Origin of the sequence: Fibrobacter sp. UWP2, from assembly GCF_900141705.1 — a bacterium.
Taxonomy (GTDB): Bacteria; Fibrobacterota; Fibrobacteria; order Fibrobacterales; family Fibrobacteraceae; genus Fibrobacter.
In genome coordinates this window covers 24,121-41,248 of record NZ_FQYM01000008.1, presented here as the reverse complement: position 1 = coordinate 41,248, position 17,128 = coordinate 24,121, and the positions used below count along the sequence as shown (strand labels likewise).

Below are 17,128 nucleotides of genomic sequence, written 5' to 3'. Positions count from 1 at the left end.
CGTTACTTTTGCAAGTTCAAGCTGGCGTTTGCCGCGCCATACAAACTGATGCTGTAATCCTTGATCACGTACACCGGGATCTTGTTCAAGAGCGGGCGGATGTTCGGATTGTAGTTCTTCTCGAACCACTGCATAAACAGGTTGTCGCGTTCGAGCCAGCGCAAGTCTTTTTGCACCGTGCCGCCAGCCAGGTAGAATCCGCCCAACGGGAGGAACAGCGTACAGGCGTCGCTCGCAAAGCGGGCAAGCATCTTCACAAAAAGTCGCATCATCTCGGCGGCCACCGGGTCGGTGTCGCTTGCGCGGCTAATGTACTTGGGACGGTCGTTCGGTTCCGTCTCCTCGATCTTTTTAAACGCTTCGTTGTTCGGAACGCCGCGGGTCTCTTTCCACCATTCGTACATGTTGCGCAGCCCCATGCCGCTCACCAAAGGCTCCACGCCGGGGACGCAGTTCAACTTTTTCGCCATATAGTCATGGAATTCCTGGGAATCCTTATCGAACGGGGCGAAGGTGGAATGCCCACCCTCAGAGCTCGCCGGGATGTACTTTTCACCGTCAAAGGCGAGGAAGCCTACACCCATGCCAGTACCCGGGCCAATCACCGCCTTGGTCGCCTTTTGCGGGGCCGGGTCGCTGCCGTCGGTGTGGAGCAGCTTGTGAATCTGGTTGGGGTCGTTCACATCCAGAGTCGGGATGCCATAGCTAATGGCCATGAAGTCGTTGATCACGAGCGTCGGGATGCCCGTCGCGTTCGTGATGGAATCGCCATCGACGCTCCACGGCAGGTTGGTCATCACGCACTTGTTGTTTGCGACGGGACCCGCGGCGCTAATGCAAATGTGGCTAGGCTTGAGGTCGCTGCGCGCGTCCACCGCCACCTTGAGCGTTTCCTTGATTGGCGCGTCAAGGCCGTCAATGTCCTTGCTGGGGCAGACCGTCTCCAAAATCAGCGTAAACTTGCCGTCCTTGTAGCCCACAAGGCCAAGGTTCGTGTTGGTGCCACCAATATCGCCCGCCAAAACGAGTCTATCGTACTTTGCATCGGGATTAAGCCATTTGACTTCCATAGTAAAACTCCATTTTTATTCAAAGAGAATATAGGAAATATTTTTAAATCAGGCGTTCGACCTTTGCGCAGAGGGCTTCGGCCTCTTCAGCCGTCGGCGCCTCCGCAATCACGCGAATCACCGGCTCCGTATTGCTCGCGCGCACGTGCACCCAAGATCTCTCCTTGCCCAGCCAAAGGCCGTCGCGGTCATCGTCCGTCCAGCCTTCAAATTCCTTGCGGACCAAAGGCAATATCTCGGCCACGCTCTTGTTGCCAAGTTCAAATTTCTTCTTGGGCATCACATACGCCGGGTTCTCGGCAACGAACTTTTCGGGACCGCCATCGTGATGGGCCATCCAACTGAGCACAAGCGCCGCCGCCACCAGGGAATCGCGCCCGTAGTGGAGCGCCGGCAGAATCACACCGCCGTTGCCTTCGCCGCCAATCACGCAGCCCTTCTCGATCATCTGCAGGCTCACGTTGATTTCGCCCACCTTGGCACGGCTAAATTCACAACCATACTTGGCGGCGACATCCTCGTTCATGCGACTCGTCGATAGGTTCACGCACACGGGGCCCTTCTTTTGCGAGAGCACTTCTTCCATGGCAATGGCAAGCGTGTATTCCTCGCCAATGCTCTTGCCTTCGCCGCTCACCAACGCACAACGGTCGGCATCGGGGTCCACGGCAAAGCCCACGGCGCAACCATTCGCCTTCACTGCCTCTCGCAAGTCGCCAAGGTGTTCCGGGATCGGCTCGGCACCGCGCGGGAACGTTCCGTCCGGTTCGCAGTGCACACGCACCACCTCACAACCCAGGTTCTCGAGCAAGCGCGGCACAATGTAGCTGCCGGCGCCATTCACGGCATCTACGGCCACCTTGAACTTTTTGGCACGGATGGCTTCCACATCCACAAACGGAATCTTGAGTGTCCCATCAATATGTACGCCATCGGCATCGGGGGCAACCTCGTACTTGCCCATGGTGCGGTAGTCCGGATACTGGAGCGTATGTGCATCGGCAAGTTCAAAAAGCTTTTTCACATCGTCTGGACCCAAGAAGAGTCCCTTGTTGTTCAGGAACTTCAAGGCGTTCCACTCAAGCGGGTTATGACTCGCAGTAATGATGATGCCCGCGTCGGCCTTGAATTCGGTAGTGAGGATTTCGACCGAGGGCGTCGTCGAGAGACCGACATCGACCACATCGACTCCGGCAAGGCGGCACACGCCCGCCACGAACTGCACAATAGCCTCACCCGTGGGGCGGCTATCACGGCCAATCACAATGCGTTTCGCCTTCGTGATCTCAATAAAGGCGCGCACATGGCTCTCCAAAACCTGCGGGGTGAGGGTATCGCCCACAATTCCGCGGATACCCGAAATAGAACGCATCAGTTTAGACATCTTATATACTCCGTTTTTATTCGAGTTCCGGAACACACGCGTAGAACACGAGCGGTTCCTCGTTCTCGTTGATTAAACTGTGGCTGTGGCCCTTCGGGCAAAAGTGGCATTGGCCCGCTTCCACGTATTCCACGCCGTCGTCAAAGAGCACCTTGCCCTTGCCCGCGAGGAAGAACATAATCTCGCTGTTGGTCTCGTGCTTGTGGTAGCCAATGGATGCGCCCTGCTCGAGCGTCCCGTGCATAATGCGCGTCGTCCCGTCAAAGTACATCTTCGCCTTGTATTCCTTCTCGCCGCCCTTGAAGTTCGGCAGCACCGTCGTTTCCATTCCTTTCAAATCAATAATCATAACGACCCATATATATAAAAATGCAAAACCGCAGTCAAACTACTTCAGCGCTTCCAGAACGTCGTCGGCAACCTGCCGGGGCGAAAGACGGTTGTTCTCGCAAAGCGTTTCAAAAGGCACCTTGTCGTAGAACTCCTTCGCCAGTCCGCGTACCAGGACCTTTACGCCCAACGTACCGCAGGCCGTCGCAATCTTTTGGCCGAACCCGCCCTCGGCAACACCGTTCTCGAGCGTCACAAAAACCTCGTGGTCGCAGGCGAGTTCCTCGACCAGCGCCATGTCGACCCCGCTGGCAAAGCGCGGGTTCACGAGCGTCGCGTCCACGCCGGCTTTCTTGAGTTCGAGGGCGGCAGCCACGCCGCGATCGTAAAAACTGCCCAAGGCAAAAATCGCCACGCGGGTGCCGCGATGCTCCACCTTGTAAGTATTGAGGCGGCTGTAGTCCTTGTCAAAGACATCACTCCGGTGAGTCACGCCGTTCGGCACGCGGATCGCCACCGGGCGCTCCGTCTGGTCAATCGCCCAATCGGCCATCACCTTCATCTCTTCGACGCACGTGGGGCAAAGGTATACCAGGTTCGGGATGTTGCTCATAAGCGGGATGTCAAAAATGCAGAGGTGAGTCGTGTCGTTCATGCCGTCGGCGCCCGCGCACGTCACCAAGAGCGTCGCCGGATTGTTGTTTGCGCACAGGTCCTGCGAGAGCTGATCATAGGTGCGCTGGATAAACGTGCTGTGCGTGCTGTAGATGGGTTTTGCGCCGCCCTTCGCAAGGCCCGACGCGAGCGCGACCGCATGTTCCTCAGCAATGCCCACGTCAATGTACTGACGACCCGCCATTTTGCGCCGACCCGCGTTAAAGCCAATGCCCGCCGGTACCGCCGAGTGGATTACCACCACCTTGGGGTCCGCCTTGATTTTGGCAAGCAAGTACTCGGCCAAAATCTCGCTGTAACTTTCACCCGTACCCCAGTGGATCACGCCGGTCGCCGCATCAAAGGGGGCAGCCCAGTGCCAGCCTTCGCGGTCCTCCTCGGCCCACACAAGGCCCTTGCCCTTTTGCGTGTGGACGTGAACCACCACCGGGCGCTTTGAATCCTTCACGGCCTTGAACGCCTCTATGAGCGTCGCGATGTCGTTGCCGCGTTCCACATAGCGGTAGTCAAAGCCCAATGCCTTAAAGTAGTTGTTGCCGGACTCGCCCGCCGTCGCGCGCAGTTCCGCCAGCGACTTGTAGAGCCCGCCGTGGTTCTCGGCAATCGACATCTCGTTGTCGTTCACCACCACAATAAAGTTCGTCGCGTATTCGCCCGCGTTGTCGAGCCCCTCAAACGCTTCGCCGCCGCTGAGCGAACCGCCCCCAATCACCGCGATAACGTTACCCGTTTCGCCCTTGAGGTCACGCGCCGTCGCAAGACCAAGCGCGAGGCTCACCGAGGTAGAGGTATGGCCCACCATAAAGTGGTCGTGCTCGCTCTCGCAGGGCTCCGTGTAGCCCGTGACGGACCAATACTTTTCGGGGTCCAAAAAAGCCTCGGCGCGGCCCGTGAGCATCTTGTGACTGTAGCTCTGGTGCGAGACGTCGTACACAATCTTGTCTTTGGGCGAATCAAAAACATAATGGAGGGCAATCGTCACATCGACAAAACCCAAGTTCGGGCCGGCGTGCCCGCCCGTCTTCGAAAGCTTTTGGATAAGCGCCGTGCGCATTTCGGCGGCCAACGCCTCCAGGGAGTGAACATCGAGCGCCTTCACGTCGGCGGGGGACTTTATTTTTTCGAGCATCATAGTTTACCCATATATTACAACCAATGTACAAAAAACAACCATCATCTTCGCCGGCTCCTTGACGAAGTCCTCGCAAAAGTCGTCACCAAAAAACGGTAAAAATCCTCGGTGGGGCGGTTGTCTGTCTTATTCTTGCGTAGCGTCACGAGCACGTCGCGCTTGAACTGGGCGTCGGTAATGCGTAGCAGCTTGATTTTGCGACGTTCCACACGGCCCCAGGTGAATTCGGGCCAAAAGCACACGCCAATGCCCGCGGCCACGGCGTCCTTGATGGCGGAGGTGTTGTCGCTCTCAAAACTAATGTCGGTACGTATGCCCAGGTTTTCGCAGAACTCGTTGCAAATACTGCGAAGCTGCTTGGTGCCCGCGAGCCCAATGAACTTTTCGCCGGTCATTTGACGGAGCGAGACATGGTCCTTTTTTTTGTAAGCATCGCGGTTGGGCACAGCGAGGAAGATTTCCTCCTCAAAGCGGTAGCAGGCGTCGCACTCGGGCGAAACACGTGCATCGCCCGCGACCGTAGTGACACCCACGTCGTAGAGGTTCGTAGACTCGTTCTGGATGAGGTCAAAGTTGATTTCGGGATGCAAGGCCTTGTAGCGAATCACAGCGCTCGTCACCAGGGAGGACGCCGCCAACACGTTGAGGTTCACATGCACCACCTCGCTGTTCGCCATGTCGCGTAGGCGCTGCGGCAACTTCTCTATTTCGTCATAAAGAGGTTGCAGGTGCTCATAAAAAAACTGACCATAAGGCGTGAGCTTGATGTTCCTCCCGCTCGACTTGAAAAGTGGCACGCCCACCTCGTTTTCGAGGTTATGGATTGCCTTGGTAAGGGCGGGCTGCACTATGCAAAGGTTCTTTGCACTCTTGGTAATGTGCTCGTTTTTTGCGACCTCTAAAAAATACTTCAAATGCGTCAGTTCCATAAAAGCCCGCCTTACAATTCATAACTAAAAGTGATGAATTTAATATAAATAATGTATTAGTCAATATCAATGGGGGATTCTACATTTGAGGCCGAAATCAAGGAAAAAACTATGCAGTGGCTTATCGACCTCTTTACAAGGAACTCCGTCGCAGAACAAATAGTGGCTCTCTCCGTAACAGCCGCCCTCGGGCTCATGCTCGGCAAAATCAAGGTGAAAGGCATTTCACTCGGCGGGGCGGGCGCCCTTTTTGTGGGCATCTTGTTTGGCCACCTGGGGCTCCGCATCGAAACGGACGTCCTGCACTTTATACAAGAATTCGGGCTCATCCTATTCGTTTACACCATCGGCATGCAGGTGGGCCCGGGCTTCGTGGATTCCATACGCCGTCACGGGCTCGTGCTTAACATCCTCTCGGTAACGGTCGTGCTCACGGGTGTCATCGTCACGCTATGCATTTACGCCTTTACAGATATGCACAACAACGTGCCCGTTCTCATCGGCATGCTTTGCGGCGCCGTCACAAACACGCCCTCGCTCGGGGCCGCGAATTCCGCGCTCGCGACAGCCGGTATGGACGCTTCGCTTACGGGCGTCGGGTACGCAGTCGCCTACCCCTTCGGCGTCATCGGCATCATATTGGTCATGATTCTAGTGCGCGTATTCTTCAAGCAAAACCCCGATACCGCCGCCAAGGAATACGCCGACGAAATCGCCGCCACCCGTAAAGAAATCGTCTCGGAGAGCCTGACCATCGAGAACAAGAACCTCTTTGGCCTGCAACTCAAAGAAATCCCTGGACTCATTTCGAGTGGCGTCGTCATCACGCGTCTCCTCCGCCACAACGACATCATCACCCCGAACGGCAAGACCGTCATCGAGGCAAACGACAAGGTGCACATCGTAGGCCTCCCCGATGCGGTCGCCGCCATGGAGAAGGTCATCGGGAGCCGCCTCGAGACGCCCATCACCAAACTCGCCTGCACGCTTACCACCCGTACCATTTTGGTGACGAACAAGAAGATGCTCGGCAAGACCATCGGTTCGCTCGCCTTCCCCGAACGCTACGGCGTAAACGTGAGCCGTGTGGTCCGCGGCGAATTCAAGTTCACCGGACGCCTGGACCTGCGACTCAAATTCGCAGACAAGCTACTGGTTGTCGGACCCGCCGAGGGCATCGACGCCGTCGCCAAGGAACTGGGCGACTCGCTCCAAGCTCTGGACCATCCCGAAATCATCCCCGCCTTCGTAGGCATCTTCCTTGGCATCATCGCGGGATCCATCCCACTCGCCATCCCCGGCATGCCCACGCCCCTCAAGCTCGGGCTCGCCGGCGGTCCGCTCATTGTCTCCATCGTGCTTTCGCGCAAACGCAAAATCGGCCCGCTCAACTTCTTTATGGCGGCAAGCGCGAACCTGATGCTCCGCGAACTCGGCATCACGCTGTTCCTCACGTGCGTGGGTCTCAACGCGGGCATCCACTTCTTTGACGTGCTTTTGAACGGCGACGGATTCTACTACATGGGTCTTGCCACTTTCATCACCTTCGTGCCTCTCATGGTAGCGGGGATTGTGGGCAAAATCGCCTTCCACGTAAACTACCTGTCGCTTTGCGGCATGCTCGCGGGTTCCATGACGGACCCTCCGGCACTCGCCTTTGCGAACGGGCTCTCTAACAGCGAAGCGACCAATGTGGGCTACGCCTCGGTATACCCGCTCACCATGCTACTCCGCATTTTGAGCGCACAGGTATTGGCCATCTTCCTAATGACTGTATAACTAAAAAAAGGACTCACTATGATCAATAAAATATTACTCGCACTCGCAAGCATCACTCTCATCGCCACCCTCGTGGCGTGCAACAACGGCGACAGCTACACGCACGAAGTGGAAAGCGCCGCCAAAGTCCTCGAAAAATAAACTACTTCTTTGCCGCCTTGCGGTCGTCATGCCAGGCAAAGAGCCCTGCGACTATCGTCCCCGAAATGGAATGGTAGGCACAGCTGATGGCGCAAGGCACCACGCAAAGCACCGCCTCGGGGTGGGCGGCCACGTTCTCCGGGTTCGCAAAGAACCCCGCGGCAAGTACAGTAGCCATGCCCGCGTTCTGCACGCCCACCTCGATGGCGATCGTGCGCTTTTTCGCGCTGTTGAACTTGAAAAGGCTCCCCACGCCGTAGCCCAACAGGTAGCCGAGCCCGTTGTGGCAAAAGACCACCGCGAGCACTAGCGCAATGAGGCCAAAACCGTTTGCAAAGAGCTGCGGGCGCACCGTGACAATCACGCCGCCCACAATCAAGGCGAGCCCAATGACACTCACGGCAGGCATGTTCGCCTGGATTTCCTTGAATGTCGCGCGCTTCCCGAAAAAGTGGTTGCACAAAAAACCGATAGTCACGGGGCCGATGGTCACGTAGAGGATGTTGAGGAACATCCCGAGGGCGTTCACCTCGATGCTCGTGTCGGCAAGCCAAAGCACTAAAAGCGGGGTCATGATGGGCGCCAAAAGCGTACTCGCCGTGGTCATGCCCACCGAGAACGCCACGTCACCGCGCGCCAAAAAACTCATCACGTTGCTCGAGACGCCACCCGGGCAGCAGCCCACGAGGATGATGCCCACCGCCAAGTACGGGTCGAGTCCGAACACCTTGGTGAGCGTAAACGCAATGAGCGGCATGATGGTGTACTGGGCCACCGCCCCCAGCAAAATGTCGAACGGGCGCTTGAATAGGATCTTGATGTCTTCGACCGAAAGCGTAAGGCCCATGCTCAGCATGATGATGCCGAGAATGACACTCGAGACATTCCCGTGAACCCAGCCAAACGCCACAGGAACGAAGAACGCGATGACCGCGCAACCGATTACAACGAGGGATGTGTAGGTAGAAAGAAAACGGCTAACAGCCTTGATTATCTTGAGCATGCAAAAAATATAGTCACTTGCCACTGCACATGGCAAGCATCAGTCCCATGGCAAGCGAAAGCAGGAGCAGCGAACCCACGATCCGGACAAAACGATTGTTCGAGAACAGTCTAAAAAAGATAGACCCCCTGGTTTTTTTGGAGCGGCGCACCGGCACCCCGTCGAGGCTCGCCTTAATAATGAAATAGCCTTCCTTGGACTTGCCCGCCTTGTCGATAACAAACGTATCGCCAACGATGGGCATGCGGATAATGTCGCCAAACACCCCCACATAAACGGAATACTCCACGCCGCCGGCCACGGCCTTGCCCTGGATCCCGTCCCATTCTGTAATCTTTGCCACGTTCGAAAGCGCCATGCCTTTAATATATACTTTTTATTTTAAGCGTGCCGCATTTTGCAACTATTGTTTGCACGCACAAGAACCTTCGTTTTGTAGATTCCCCCTACTAGAATGGGGAACGCATGAAATCACCGATACAAGAATACCTGGACCTGCGCAAAAACGACCTGATTGAAATCAGTGCCACCGAAATGCAACTTTCCTACGAAGCCGAAACATTTCCCATGGAACGGGAAGACGTAGACGCACTCCTCAAATACCTAAAAAAACTCCCTAAACCGCCCGAGCGCATAGCCAGGATCATCGGCACAATGGAATCCTTTGTAAAAGAGAGCGACGGGACCCGTACAGAATACCGGCAAATGGTTGCCGAACGCGAGCGCGAGAATGTCAAACGTCAAAAACTCAGGCTAAGGATTTTGGATCCAAAACCTAGTCCATAACACAGCGAATATTGTACTGCGACCCCTGCTCAGGGACGCCCAGCGCGGGCGCCTGGCGGTTGGCAAAACTCATCACCGTATTTGCATCAATCCAGTACACGTAACTGAGATTGCAGGTTTCAAACGCGCCGGGAGATGCAACCAAAATCTCTTTGAAGGCGTTCCACTCGTCGGCTGTGGGCATGTGTGAACCCTCGGGGCACGCCACAAACTGCAGGTCGTCGGCCATAACGGACCCCAGGTCCTGGAGCATCAACTTGCCTGAAGAAGTCCAAGTCCCGCAAACCGAGGAATCTGCAGTAACAGGCGTTTGAGGTTGCACGGAGCCACTGCAAGCGGACGCATCTGTCGCGACCAACTTGTTATTCTTGCACTCATAACATTTTTCATTTTGCATGATGGTGCCACCGTCGACACACTCGGTCACCTTCCAAAAACCGTCCGTGCAAAAACGTGTAAAGCCTGCAAGGGTATAGTCCGCATCGCCGGTGGTGCATTCGAATTCCTTTTGCAGCACCCACCGATCTTCTTTACACTCGTAAATACCGTCGGGTTGCTTCATGGTCGCCGTCTCGGTACAGTTTTTGTTGGGGACAGGCTTGTCCGACATGGACTCCGGATCCCACGCGTCTTTTGCATCGACGGGATCACTCTCGCTGCCACAGGCAATCAAGGCAAATGGCAGGGCCATAAAAAAAAGAATTGCGGTTAGTTTGTTCTCCATACTACCTCCATGCCATAAACATATAAATTACACATCCACTTTAAAAGAGCCCCAAAGCATTAATTGTTGTTTTCTAGTCCATGGGCTCGACGTCATTTTCTCAAAATATCTCAAAAAAAGGGTTATTTTGGGTCAAAAAGGCAAAAAAAAGAGGGCAGGAGGTCTCCTTTTTCCTGAACATTATGATATATTAACAGAAGTTAACATTTCAGGCAGAGGTTGTAGTATGAAAAGCCATATTCTTTTGGGCTCCCTGGCAGCGGTCGCTTTACTTGCCGGCTGCGCCACTACGCAAACCGATGTCCACACCGAAGTCGGCTACGTGGACAAAATCACCAACAACGTGGAGTTCGTCGGCTCTTACCAAACAGAGATCGTCAAGACCGTGACCTGGGCAAGCAAGTCCAAGTGCTCGGTATTTGACTTTGTCACCACAATTACCTCCCGCGACACTTCAATCCACGACATCATGAACATTCGTGCCGAAGAAACCACTCAAAAAGAAAGCGACGGAAAGGTAACGGATGTGCTCTGCCGGTACTGGGGAATCGCCGTCCGCTACACTCCTGTTGTAAAGTCGGGCCAGGCATGCGCCCAATCCGCCCCCAATCCAACGCAGCAGGTATACCGTCAACAACCTCCCAATACAATAAACCGAACAGTACACCCGCAACCACAGGCAAATGCTCCGCGCAACATTCCGCAATTCACCCCGGCTCCGCAGCCACAGCAACCTCCTGCGCAAACCGTGACCCAGCCTGCTGCACAACCTGCACAGCCTGCCGCACAACCTGCACAGCCTGCCGCGCAACCCAAACCGGTACAACCGCAAGCGCCTGCACAGCCAACGGCCCAGCCAAAACCTGCGCAGCAGCCTGTTGCGCAACAACCAAACGTTCGACCCGCAGCCCAGCCCGCCGTACAGCAAAGGCCCACCATCCAAACTCCCGCACCAACAGCCAAGCCCTAGCAGCACTCTATGAATAAGTGGTGGACAGTTCTCGTCGCAGGCGCGCTCAGTTGCGTCTTTGGCCAAGAGATTGGCTATGAATCCCAGGGATACGGTTCCCAGGGGTTCGAGAGCGTGTTCCCAAGCAACCCCCAGGGACCTGCCGACGAATCCGTCGAGCAAAATGTCACCACCACGGCCAACAACAACAATGATGACGGCGATGGCTCATGGGGCCTCCGCAAGGGTTTTGAATACTCCTGGCTAAAAGCTGCCTACGACCCCATGAACACGGCGCTCAAGGACGTTTACGGAGGCGGCTTCTTCTTCGGCATTTCCAAGATTTTCAACAACCGAAAAACAATTGAAGCCGTCACGAGTCTCGATTTAGACTTTAAGCTATTTGGAGGGAAACCCAACGACCCGTTCCCCTACCTCCGTGTCAATAATCAAAACTCAAACACAACCAACACCACAAGTTCCCAAAATCAAGCCGACCTGTACACCCAGATTATGAACGGGTATTACAACGGGGACTACAGCCAGCTTCTCAACCAAGCCAACCTAGGAACTTTAACAGGACTTGGCGGGGATGACGACGAAGACAAAAGCGATTTTGAAAAGTTCAAGGAGAAGGTCAACCTGTTCATGATGCTCAGCATCAAGGCGAATGTCGCCGCCCGCATCAACTTCTCCATCTTTTACGTAGAGCTTGGACCGCAATTCGGCTTTAACCTGTTCCATTACGGTTGGCTCAATTACAAAGAGGTCATTGGCTACAACGACGAGGATTGGGCATTCTTCAATTTCGCCATTGTTCCAGGAATCGGCATACGTATGGGCAGAACCGACTTTAGCGTAAAGTTAATCAGTGACGTTACCGATTTTTGGCGTATTTCCGAAACTTCCATGACAAGTCTCCAGGTGGTATTTACAACCTGGTACTGATTCACTCGGGATTTTCGATATTCAAAATTTCGGCTTCAACCGTCGCATCGTCCGGATAGTACTTTTGGGCGATTTTTAGCAGACGGAGCGCCTCGTCGTCACGCTTTTGGGCGTGCGCATCAAAAGCGAGATTCTTGAAGCCGTAAACCGCCTCGGCATTCCCCACGCGGGCGGCCTGCTCGTAGGCGGCCTCGGCACGATCATTGAACTTGGCATCGTACGCGAGGTTCCCAAGGAAAATCGCCGCGTCGGCAAAGTCGGGCTTGATTTGCAAGAGGTTGTTGAGGATATCCATCGCGACAAAGGGCTTGTCGTCTTCGGCAAGCACGTCCGCAAGCTTGTACATCGTGGCGGCATCATCGGGCCGCACGCCCAGCGCTTCGCGGTAAGCGCCCGCGCTCTCTTCAAATTGCTTGTTCAGGCGGTAGACATCGCCCAGGTACACCAGGAAATCGATTTCTTCGGGATGCGCCGCATAGCCTTCGCGGATCACGCTCACGGCACGTTCAAAATCATTGAGTGCAATATTCGCTTCCGAAAGCTGGTAGACAATACTGATATCTTCCTTGTCAAGCCGGTATGCATTCTCAATCGCACGCAGCGCGCCGACCCCGTCGCCGGTTTTACTGTAGGCTTCGCCCAAGTAAAGCCAGCCGGAAACATTTTCCGGCTCCAGTTTCAACGCGCGGTGGTACGCCGCCACGCATTCGGGATACTGCCGGAGTCTAAAGTACACGCTCGCCATGTTGAAGAGCGCCGGAGAGAAAGCCCCGTTCGAGAAGTCGATCGCCTTGCGGTACGTGGCGGCGGCTTCGGGCAAGTTGTCCATCTGGTAATAGCTATTCGCGATGTTGAAACTGGTGGCGACGGGGTCCGCGCCTCGGGATTCCGCCTTGCGGTAAAGCGTGATTGCCTGCCTGAATTTCCCATCACGGTACAAAGCGTTCGCACGCTCCATCAAATCATATGCGGATTGCGCCGCGAAAGACGGCACCGCGACAAATGCGATTGCAACCAGGGAGAAAAACGCGCAAGTCCATTTATTCATATTATGCATTTCCCTAATCCCTGAACTTCACTTCGAACGGCTGTTCCATGCCACAGAAAGGCACCGCCTTCCCCGCCTTTTCGGCCGGAGCAAACGTCATGCGGCCAAGAGCCTCGCGGCCGGCAGCGGCAAGTCCCGAACCCGCCGGAGATTCCTCGAGAACCTTGATGTCGTAAGCCTTCCCGCTCACATCCACGCAAAAACTCAAGCGGAGCGTCGCGTCAATTTCGTTGTCCCTGATTTTGGGCGGCACCTGGAAATTCGCCATCGTGCGGCTTTCGGGTTTCTTGTCCACGTCGCCCTTCTCGGTCGATAGCGCACCACCGCGGAAATCGGCCACGAGGTCGCGGCTAACGGTAGCGCCACCGTTGCCCGAAGCAGCCCCCAAGTTCATCGCAAACCGCGGACCCGCCTTGGGCGAACGCGAATTCGACTTCATGCGGTTAGGCTTGCGTGCAGGCTTTTTCTTTTCGACTTTCTTTTCAACTTCCTCGACCTTCTTGACCGCAATTTCTGTCTTCGTGTACTTTTTCTCGTGAAAGACCTTCCCCGTCAAGAACAGGTTCGCCATCGTCACGGAGAACACGAGTGCCGCACTCGCGAGAATTGCCGCAAGCAAAATAGCAAAGCGCTTGAAAATTTTCTTCAACAATCTCAACATTATAAAGTCCTAGATCCTTCGACTTCGTGCTACGCACTACGCTCAGGATGACACCGCAAAAAAATCCCACATCCCACACTCCACATCATCAATTACCAATCATCCCTATTCCGCCTGCGCCGCAATCGAGACTTTCTTTACCCCGGCCAGGTTGCACATGTCTATCACCTGCACGAGCACGCCCGTTTCGGCGCCCTTGTCGGCAATCACCACGGCTTCACGGTCCGGTGCCTTCGCGAGCGACTGTTTCAGGATATCCTGCAGGCTCGCCAGATCCACCTGGCGTTCATTCATATGGATCGTGCCTTCGCGCGTAATCGCGATCAGCAGGTTTTCCTTTTCGAGCTGGCTTGCGGATTGCGCTTGAGGCTTGGTCACGTCCACGCCCGTCTCGCGGGTAAACGAAGACGTCACCACGAAAAAGATGAGCAGGATGAACACGATGTCCATCAGCGGGCCCATCTCGATGCCCATATCCTTCTGCTTTCTTCTCGGTATGTTGAATTCCATAATCAGCCTTCCGCCTTTTCCACGAAATAGTTCTCTATCACGGTCGCGCCGAGTTCCATCTTCTGGCGCAAAATATCCACACGTTCATCCAGGCGCTGTTTCAGGAGTGTCAGCGGGAAAGCCACAAGCAGTCCGCTCTGCGTCGAGATGAGCGCTTCCGAAATGCCGTCGGCCATAAGCACCGGATTCTGGTTTCCATAAAGCGTTATCACCTCGAAGGTGGACACCATGCCCGTCACCGTCCCGAGAAGCCCGAGCAGCGGAGCGGCCGAAGCCATCACCGACACGATGTGGTTTCCCTGCTCCATGTAGCGCACCGTCTTGGCGAGGCGCACCTGCATATAGTCGCGGAATCCCGCAGGATTGTCCTGGGCCGCCTCGATCGCGTAGCAGAGTTCCCTGCCGAGAAGCCCCCCGCGCTTACGGAGCCTGCGCAGCGCCTTAGCAACGCTCGGCGGTTCAGCGTTCTTTTCGTACTCCTCGTTTCCGCCGTTCAGGTCCAGGCGCATGCGTTTGATGACCTTGTGGATATCGGCGCGAAAGAAATCGCTCCCGATGCGGAACCATCCCGAAAACAGGAAGTAAAACCCGATAACGCCCGCGATAAGAATCGGGAGCATTACCACGCCACCCGCATGGTACGTGTTTTCAAGAGACTCGATGAGTATGTAGTGGGTGTTGGACATACCCGGACTACGCTTCCTTTCCAAAAATCCTGTTCAAGAGCGCGGTGCTCTGCACATACATTTCGCTGGTGACCTTCTCGATCTTTTCGCTCAGGAGGCCGTGAAGGATCATCACCGGGATTGCAATCACGAGGCCCGTCTCGGTCGTCACGAGGGCTTCGGAAATGCCTCCCGCAAGCACGCGGGCATCGTTCGTACCCACTTCAGTAATCACCGTAAAGAGCGTGATGATACCGGTCACCGTACCGAGAAGCCCGAGCAACGGCGCAATCGTGCCCATGGCGGCCAGAAGGCCCATGCGGCGTTCGAGTTTCGGCTGCTCGCGGAGCAGGGCCTCTTGCAGGGAGCGTTCCGCATCTTCACGCTTGTCACGGGCGCGGTTCAGCACCGCAAAAAGCACCATCGAAAGGCTTGTTTCCCTCTTGAGGCAAAGGCTAGCCGCATCTTCGTAACGGGATTCCTTCACGAGCGCATAAAGTTTCTTGAGGAAGCGACGTCCCAGATGCCCGCGGTACGTGAGCACCAGGAATCGTTCCAGGCAGAGCAGCAAAGCAAAAATCGCGACAAGCATCAGCGGGTACATCACGATGCCGCCCTTCTTGAAGAACTCCTCGAACTTTTCGGTCCACGTAAGTTCCTTGGTGTCGGCAATCGCGTTCTTGACCGCCTTGTTCTGCAACACGTCCAGCGGGATCGTGACCATCGAGGAATCGGCACGCATCACGGCCTGCTTGATATCGGCGGCCATCTCGGGCGGAAGCATCGAGTTCCATTCGAAAATCTTGCCCTGCAGGGCTCCGGAACGGAGCAGCGCCTGCACATCCCCGTTATCCTGCGCGACTTCGCCAAGGAACACGGTTCCCAGACGCAGGCGGTTCACGTTCACGTCGGGGCGGCTACCCACCTGCGAAACTTCCCTGCCGAAGAATTGCGTGTATGTCAGCTCGTGGCGGAGCAGCATGTCGTCCATGAATCCCTGGACGGCACCGATCGTATTCGGGGTCTTCTTTTCCGCTTCGTCCGAAGCCTGCTTCAAGCGCAGGAGGCGGCTGTTCATGCCCACGGGATAGTCGCCCATCACATCGCCAAGCGCCTTGTCGATGGAAAGCTTCACCTGCGTATTCAATGCATCGTAGGCCGATTCCTCAGACTGGGCCTTTTCTTCGGATTCCTCGGTCAAACTCTTGCTTGCGGCAACTTCCTCGTTGACGCGACCCAAATCCGTCGACAGCTTGGAATAGCGGCCATCAAGCTCGCGGGACTCCGACTGGTGTTCTTCGGTCAGCTGCGATTCGGCATAGCGCTTGCGCCAGTGTTCCGCCTCGAGCTTTTCGAGCGAGTCCGCCTTCTGCAGGCGAATGCGGGTCAGCGCATCAACTTCACGCTGGAGATTCTTCACTTCTTCGAGCTGGAGGGAATCCTTGATGCGGGCCTGGTCTTCGGGCGTTGCTTTCTTTTCGCCGGAATCAGACCACGGCCATGCGAATGCGGATGTAGCGCACAGGAGGACTGCGATTAACTTTCTCATTTTTCACCTCCCACGATAGAGAGGCTTACCGGCAACTTCACGACCTGGGGAGGCTTCTTCGCCTGCTTTACGTCAAGCGCAAGTTTCACGGCGGCACGTTCTTCGAGATTCAGGTTCTCGTTCCATTCGTAAGCGACGGTCCCACCGTCCAGCTTGCGTACCAAGGAACCAAAAACCGTCCCATTCTCGTCGCTGTACACCATCCATTGATTTCCGATACGGAGGATCGTCGCATTGATAAGTTCGCCGTCCTTGCGAGTGAGCGGGCTGTTGATGACTACGACTTCGTCACCGAACTTGGTCTCTTCGGCCACAAGCGACTTGAGGCGAGAAAAGGCTTCTTCTTCGCTCGCGTTTCCGCTTTCGATATCGCGGGTGAGCGACTTGACGCGATCGAGCCTGCTTTCGCGTTCCCACGGGAGGGTCTGTGCCACCTGGGCTTCGAGCTTCTTGCAGATGCCCGTGAGTTCGGAGCGCAGCGCCTTGCGTTTTGCGGCCACGTTGTCGGCACGGTTCTTCGCGTGCGCCTGCTTGTTGCGTTCCGTCTGGAGTTCGCCAGCAACTGCCCTGATTTTCGCGTTCAGGCTGTCGATTTCGGCACGACGGCGGTCCGTATCCGCCTTGTAGCGGCTCTGCAGCGTCTTGTAGCGGGAATCGTCCGCCTTGAGCATCGAGTCGGTCGATGCAATCTGGCGGTTCAGTTTCTGGATTTCGGAATTCAGCTTTTCCTTTTCGAGCTTGAGGTCGCGAATCTCGGAATCGCGGTCGGCAAACGCCCACCCCGACAGCATGAGCACCAAAAGCGCAAAAGGCAACAAATTAAATCTTTTCATAACTTTCCGCAA

General features: G+C 55.6%; 19 protein-coding genes. 5 read left to right on the top strand and 14 right to left on the bottom strand.

All coding sequences use genetic code 11. The annotated features are described in order from the left end of the window. Window positions 1-2: 2 nt before the first annotated feature. From BUB55_RS05850 to BUB55_RS05830, 5 genes are read right to left on the bottom strand one after another with little or no spacing between them, the layout of a single operon-like run. A complete protein-coding gene (locus BUB55_RS05850; RefSeq protein WP_073189054.1) occupies window positions 3-1,070 on the bottom strand; it encodes a glucokinase in 1,068 nt (355 codons plus the stop codon). 43 nt (window positions 1,071-1,113) lie between these two features. Beyond that, window positions 1,114-2,454 carry a phosphoglucosamine mutase gene (glmM, locus tag BUB55_RS05845; protein ID WP_073189052.1) on the bottom strand — a complete coding sequence of 447 codons (1,341 nt, stop codon included), beginning with the start codon at window positions 2,452-2,454 and terminating at the stop codon, window positions 1,114-1,116. A 16-nt stretch (window positions 2,455-2,470) separates the two neighbouring features. Then, the gene (locus tag BUB55_RS05840) at window positions 2,471-2,803 is read right to left on the bottom strand and encodes a cupin domain-containing protein (protein ID WP_073189050.1); all 333 of its coding nucleotides are present in this window, start codon (window positions 2,801-2,803) and stop codon (window positions 2,471-2,473) included. Window positions 2,804-2,842: 39 nt separating this feature from the next. Then, the gene (locus BUB55_RS05835) at window positions 2,843-4,591 is read right to left on the bottom strand and encodes a 1-deoxy-D-xylulose-5-phosphate synthase (protein ID WP_073189048.1); all 1,749 of its coding nucleotides are present in this window, start codon (window positions 4,589-4,591) and stop codon (window positions 2,843-2,845) included. A 41-nt stretch (window positions 4,592-4,632) separates the two neighbouring features. Then, a complete protein-coding gene (locus tag BUB55_RS05830; protein ID WP_073189047.1) occupies window positions 4,633-5,520 on the bottom strand; it encodes a LysR family transcriptional regulator in 888 nt (295 codons plus the stop codon). A 111-nt stretch (window positions 5,521-5,631) separates the two neighbouring features. Here BUB55_RS05830 and BUB55_RS05825 point away from each other — a divergent pair, with 111 nt between their 5' ends. Further along, window positions 5,632-7,299: a putative transporter gene (locus tag BUB55_RS05825; RefSeq protein ID WP_073189128.1), complete on the top strand. Its 1,668-nt coding sequence runs from the start codon at window positions 5,632-5,634 to the stop codon at window positions 7,297-7,299. Window positions 7,300-7,317: 18 nt separating this feature from the next. Beyond that, window positions 7,318-7,440 (top strand): hypothetical protein, encoded by a 123-nt coding sequence (locus BUB55_RS14665; protein ID WP_255369495.1) that lies wholly within the window; start codon window positions 7,318-7,320, stop codon window positions 7,438-7,440. 1 nt (window position 7,441) lies between these two features. On the opposite strand, the gene BUB55_RS05820 is transcribed toward BUB55_RS14665, so the two are convergent. Together BUB55_RS05820 and BUB55_RS05815 are read right to left on the bottom strand one after the other, a co-directional pair. Further along, a complete protein-coding gene (locus BUB55_RS05820; protein ID WP_073189045.1) occupies window positions 7,442-8,443 on the bottom strand; it encodes a bile acid:sodium symporter family protein in 1,002 nt (333 codons plus the stop codon). 13 nt (window positions 8,444-8,456) lie between these two features. Continuing rightward, window positions 8,457-8,801, bottom strand: coding sequence for a hypothetical protein (locus BUB55_RS05815; RefSeq protein ID WP_073189043.1), 345 nt, complete (start codon window positions 8,799-8,801; stop codon window positions 8,457-8,459). Between the two features lie 107 nt (window positions 8,802-8,908). Between BUB55_RS05815 and BUB55_RS05810 the strand changes: the two genes are divergently transcribed. Then, the gene (locus BUB55_RS05810; RefSeq protein WP_073189041.1) at window positions 8,909-9,229 is read left to right on the top strand and encodes a hypothetical protein; all 321 of its coding nucleotides are present in this window, start codon (window positions 8,909-8,911) and stop codon (window positions 9,227-9,229) included. Here BUB55_RS05810 and BUB55_RS05805 read toward each other — a convergent pair. Beyond that, entirely contained in the window at window positions 9,219-9,920 is a 702-nt protein-coding gene (locus tag BUB55_RS05805) for a hypothetical protein (protein ID WP_143152933.1), read from the bottom strand. The genes BUB55_RS05810 and BUB55_RS05805 overlap by 11 nt on opposite strands. Before the next feature lie 259 nt (window positions 9,921-10,179). On the opposite strand from BUB55_RS05805, the gene BUB55_RS05800 reads away from it, so the two are divergent. Then, the gene (locus tag BUB55_RS05800) at window positions 10,180-10,923 is read left to right on the top strand and encodes a hypothetical protein (protein WP_143152932.1); all 744 of its coding nucleotides are present in this window, start codon (window positions 10,180-10,182) and stop codon (window positions 10,921-10,923) included. A gap of 9 nt (window positions 10,924-10,932) precedes the next feature. Continuing rightward, complete coding sequence (locus BUB55_RS05795) at window positions 10,933-11,850, top strand: hypothetical protein (RefSeq protein WP_073189035.1); 918 nt, start codon at window positions 10,933-10,935, stop codon at window positions 11,848-11,850. Window position 11,851: 1 nt separating this feature from the next. On the opposite strand, the gene BUB55_RS05790 is transcribed toward BUB55_RS05795, so the two are convergent. The 6 genes from BUB55_RS05790 to BUB55_RS05765 form a co-directional block, all read right to left on the bottom strand. Then, on the bottom strand, window positions 11,852-12,898 hold the full coding sequence (locus BUB55_RS05790) for a tetratricopeptide repeat protein (protein WP_073189033.1): 1,047 nt from the start codon (window positions 12,896-12,898) through the stop codon (window positions 11,852-11,854). A gap of 13 nt (window positions 12,899-12,911) precedes the next feature. Continuing rightward, the gene (locus tag BUB55_RS05785) at window positions 12,912-13,559 is read right to left on the bottom strand and encodes an energy transducer TonB (protein ID WP_234971820.1); all 648 of its coding nucleotides are present in this window, start codon (window positions 13,557-13,559) and stop codon (window positions 12,912-12,914) included. Window positions 13,560-13,664: 105 nt separating this feature from the next. Then, window positions 13,665-14,069: an ExbD/TolR family protein gene (locus BUB55_RS05780; protein ID WP_073189032.1), complete on the bottom strand. Its 405-nt coding sequence runs from the start codon at window positions 14,067-14,069 to the stop codon at window positions 13,665-13,667. A gap of 2 nt (window positions 14,070-14,071) precedes the next feature. Further along, window positions 14,072-14,755, bottom strand: coding sequence for a MotA/TolQ/ExbB proton channel family protein (locus tag BUB55_RS05775; RefSeq protein WP_073189030.1), 684 nt, complete (start codon window positions 14,753-14,755; stop codon window positions 14,072-14,074). 7 nt (window positions 14,756-14,762) lie between these two features. Next, window positions 14,763-16,283: a MotA/TolQ/ExbB proton channel family protein gene (locus tag BUB55_RS05770; protein WP_083596901.1), complete on the bottom strand. Its 1,521-nt coding sequence runs from the start codon at window positions 16,281-16,283 to the stop codon at window positions 14,763-14,765. Further along, window positions 16,280-17,116, bottom strand: coding sequence for a DUF3450 family protein (locus BUB55_RS05765; protein WP_073189028.1), 837 nt, complete (start codon window positions 17,114-17,116; stop codon window positions 16,280-16,282). The genes BUB55_RS05770 and BUB55_RS05765 overlap by 4 nt, the downstream gene beginning before the upstream one ends. Window positions 17,117-17,128: the final 12 nt, after the last annotated feature.

Bases quoted from the DNA above. Each gene is read 5' to 3' on its own strand.
- BUB55_RS05850 (WP_073189054.1), bottom strand. From the start codon at position 1,070: ATGGAAGTCAAATGGCTTAATCCCGATGCAAAGTACGATAGACTCGTT.
- glmM (WP_073189052.1), bottom strand. From the start codon at position 2,454: ATGTCTAAACTGATGCGTTCTATTTCGGGTATCCGCGGAATTGTGGGC.
- BUB55_RS05840 (WP_073189050.1), bottom strand. From the start codon at position 2,803: ATGATTATTGATTTGAAAGGAATGGAAACGACGGTGCTGCCGAACTTC.
- BUB55_RS05835 (WP_073189048.1), bottom strand. From the start codon at position 4,591: ATGATGCTCGAAAAAATAAAGTCCCCCGCCGACGTGAAGGCGCTCGAT.
- BUB55_RS05830 (WP_073189047.1), bottom strand. From the start codon at position 5,520: ATGGAACTGACGCATTTGAAGTATTTTTTAGAGGTCGCAAAAAACGAG.
- BUB55_RS05825 (WP_073189128.1), top strand. From the start codon at position 5,632: ATGCAGTGGCTTATCGACCTCTTTACAAGGAACTCCGTCGCAGAACAA.
- BUB55_RS14665 (WP_255369495.1), top strand. From the start codon at position 7,318: ATGATCAATAAAATATTACTCGCACTCGCAAGCATCACTCTCATCGCC.
- BUB55_RS05820 (WP_073189045.1), bottom strand. From the start codon at position 8,443: ATGCTCAAGATAATCAAGGCTGTTAGCCGTTTTCTTTCTACCTACACA.
- BUB55_RS05815 (WP_073189043.1), bottom strand. From the start codon at position 8,801: ATGGCGCTTTCGAACGTGGCAAAGATTACAGAATGGGACGGGATCCAG.
- BUB55_RS05810 (WP_073189041.1), top strand. From the start codon at position 8,909: ATGAAATCACCGATACAAGAATACCTGGACCTGCGCAAAAACGACCTG.
- BUB55_RS05805 (WP_143152933.1), bottom strand. From the start codon at position 9,920: ATGGCCCTGCCATTTGCCTTGATTGCCTGTGGCAGCGAGAGTGATCCC.
- BUB55_RS05800 (WP_143152932.1), top strand. From the start codon at position 10,180: ATGAAAAGCCATATTCTTTTGGGCTCCCTGGCAGCGGTCGCTTTACTT.
- BUB55_RS05795 (WP_073189035.1), top strand. From the start codon at position 10,933: ATGAATAAGTGGTGGACAGTTCTCGTCGCAGGCGCGCTCAGTTGCGTC.
- BUB55_RS05790 (WP_073189033.1), bottom strand. From the start codon at position 12,898: ATGAATAAATGGACTTGCGCGTTTTTCTCCCTGGTTGCAATCGCATTT.
- BUB55_RS05785 (WP_234971820.1), bottom strand. From the start codon at position 13,559: ATGTTGAGATTGTTGAAGAAAATTTTCAAGCGCTTTGCTATTTTGCTT.
- BUB55_RS05780 (WP_073189032.1), bottom strand. From the start codon at position 14,069: ATGGAATTCAACATACCGAGAAGAAAGCAGAAGGATATGGGCATCGAG.
- BUB55_RS05775 (WP_073189030.1), bottom strand. From the start codon at position 14,755: ATGTCCAACACCCACTACATACTCATCGAGTCTCTTGAAAACACGTAC.
- BUB55_RS05770 (WP_083596901.1), bottom strand. From the start codon at position 16,283: ATGAGAAAGTTAATCGCAGTCCTCCTGTGCGCTACATCCGCATTCGCA.
- BUB55_RS05765 (WP_073189028.1), bottom strand. From the start codon at position 17,116: ATGAAAAGATTTAATTTGTTGCCTTTTGCGCTTTTGGTGCTCATGCTG.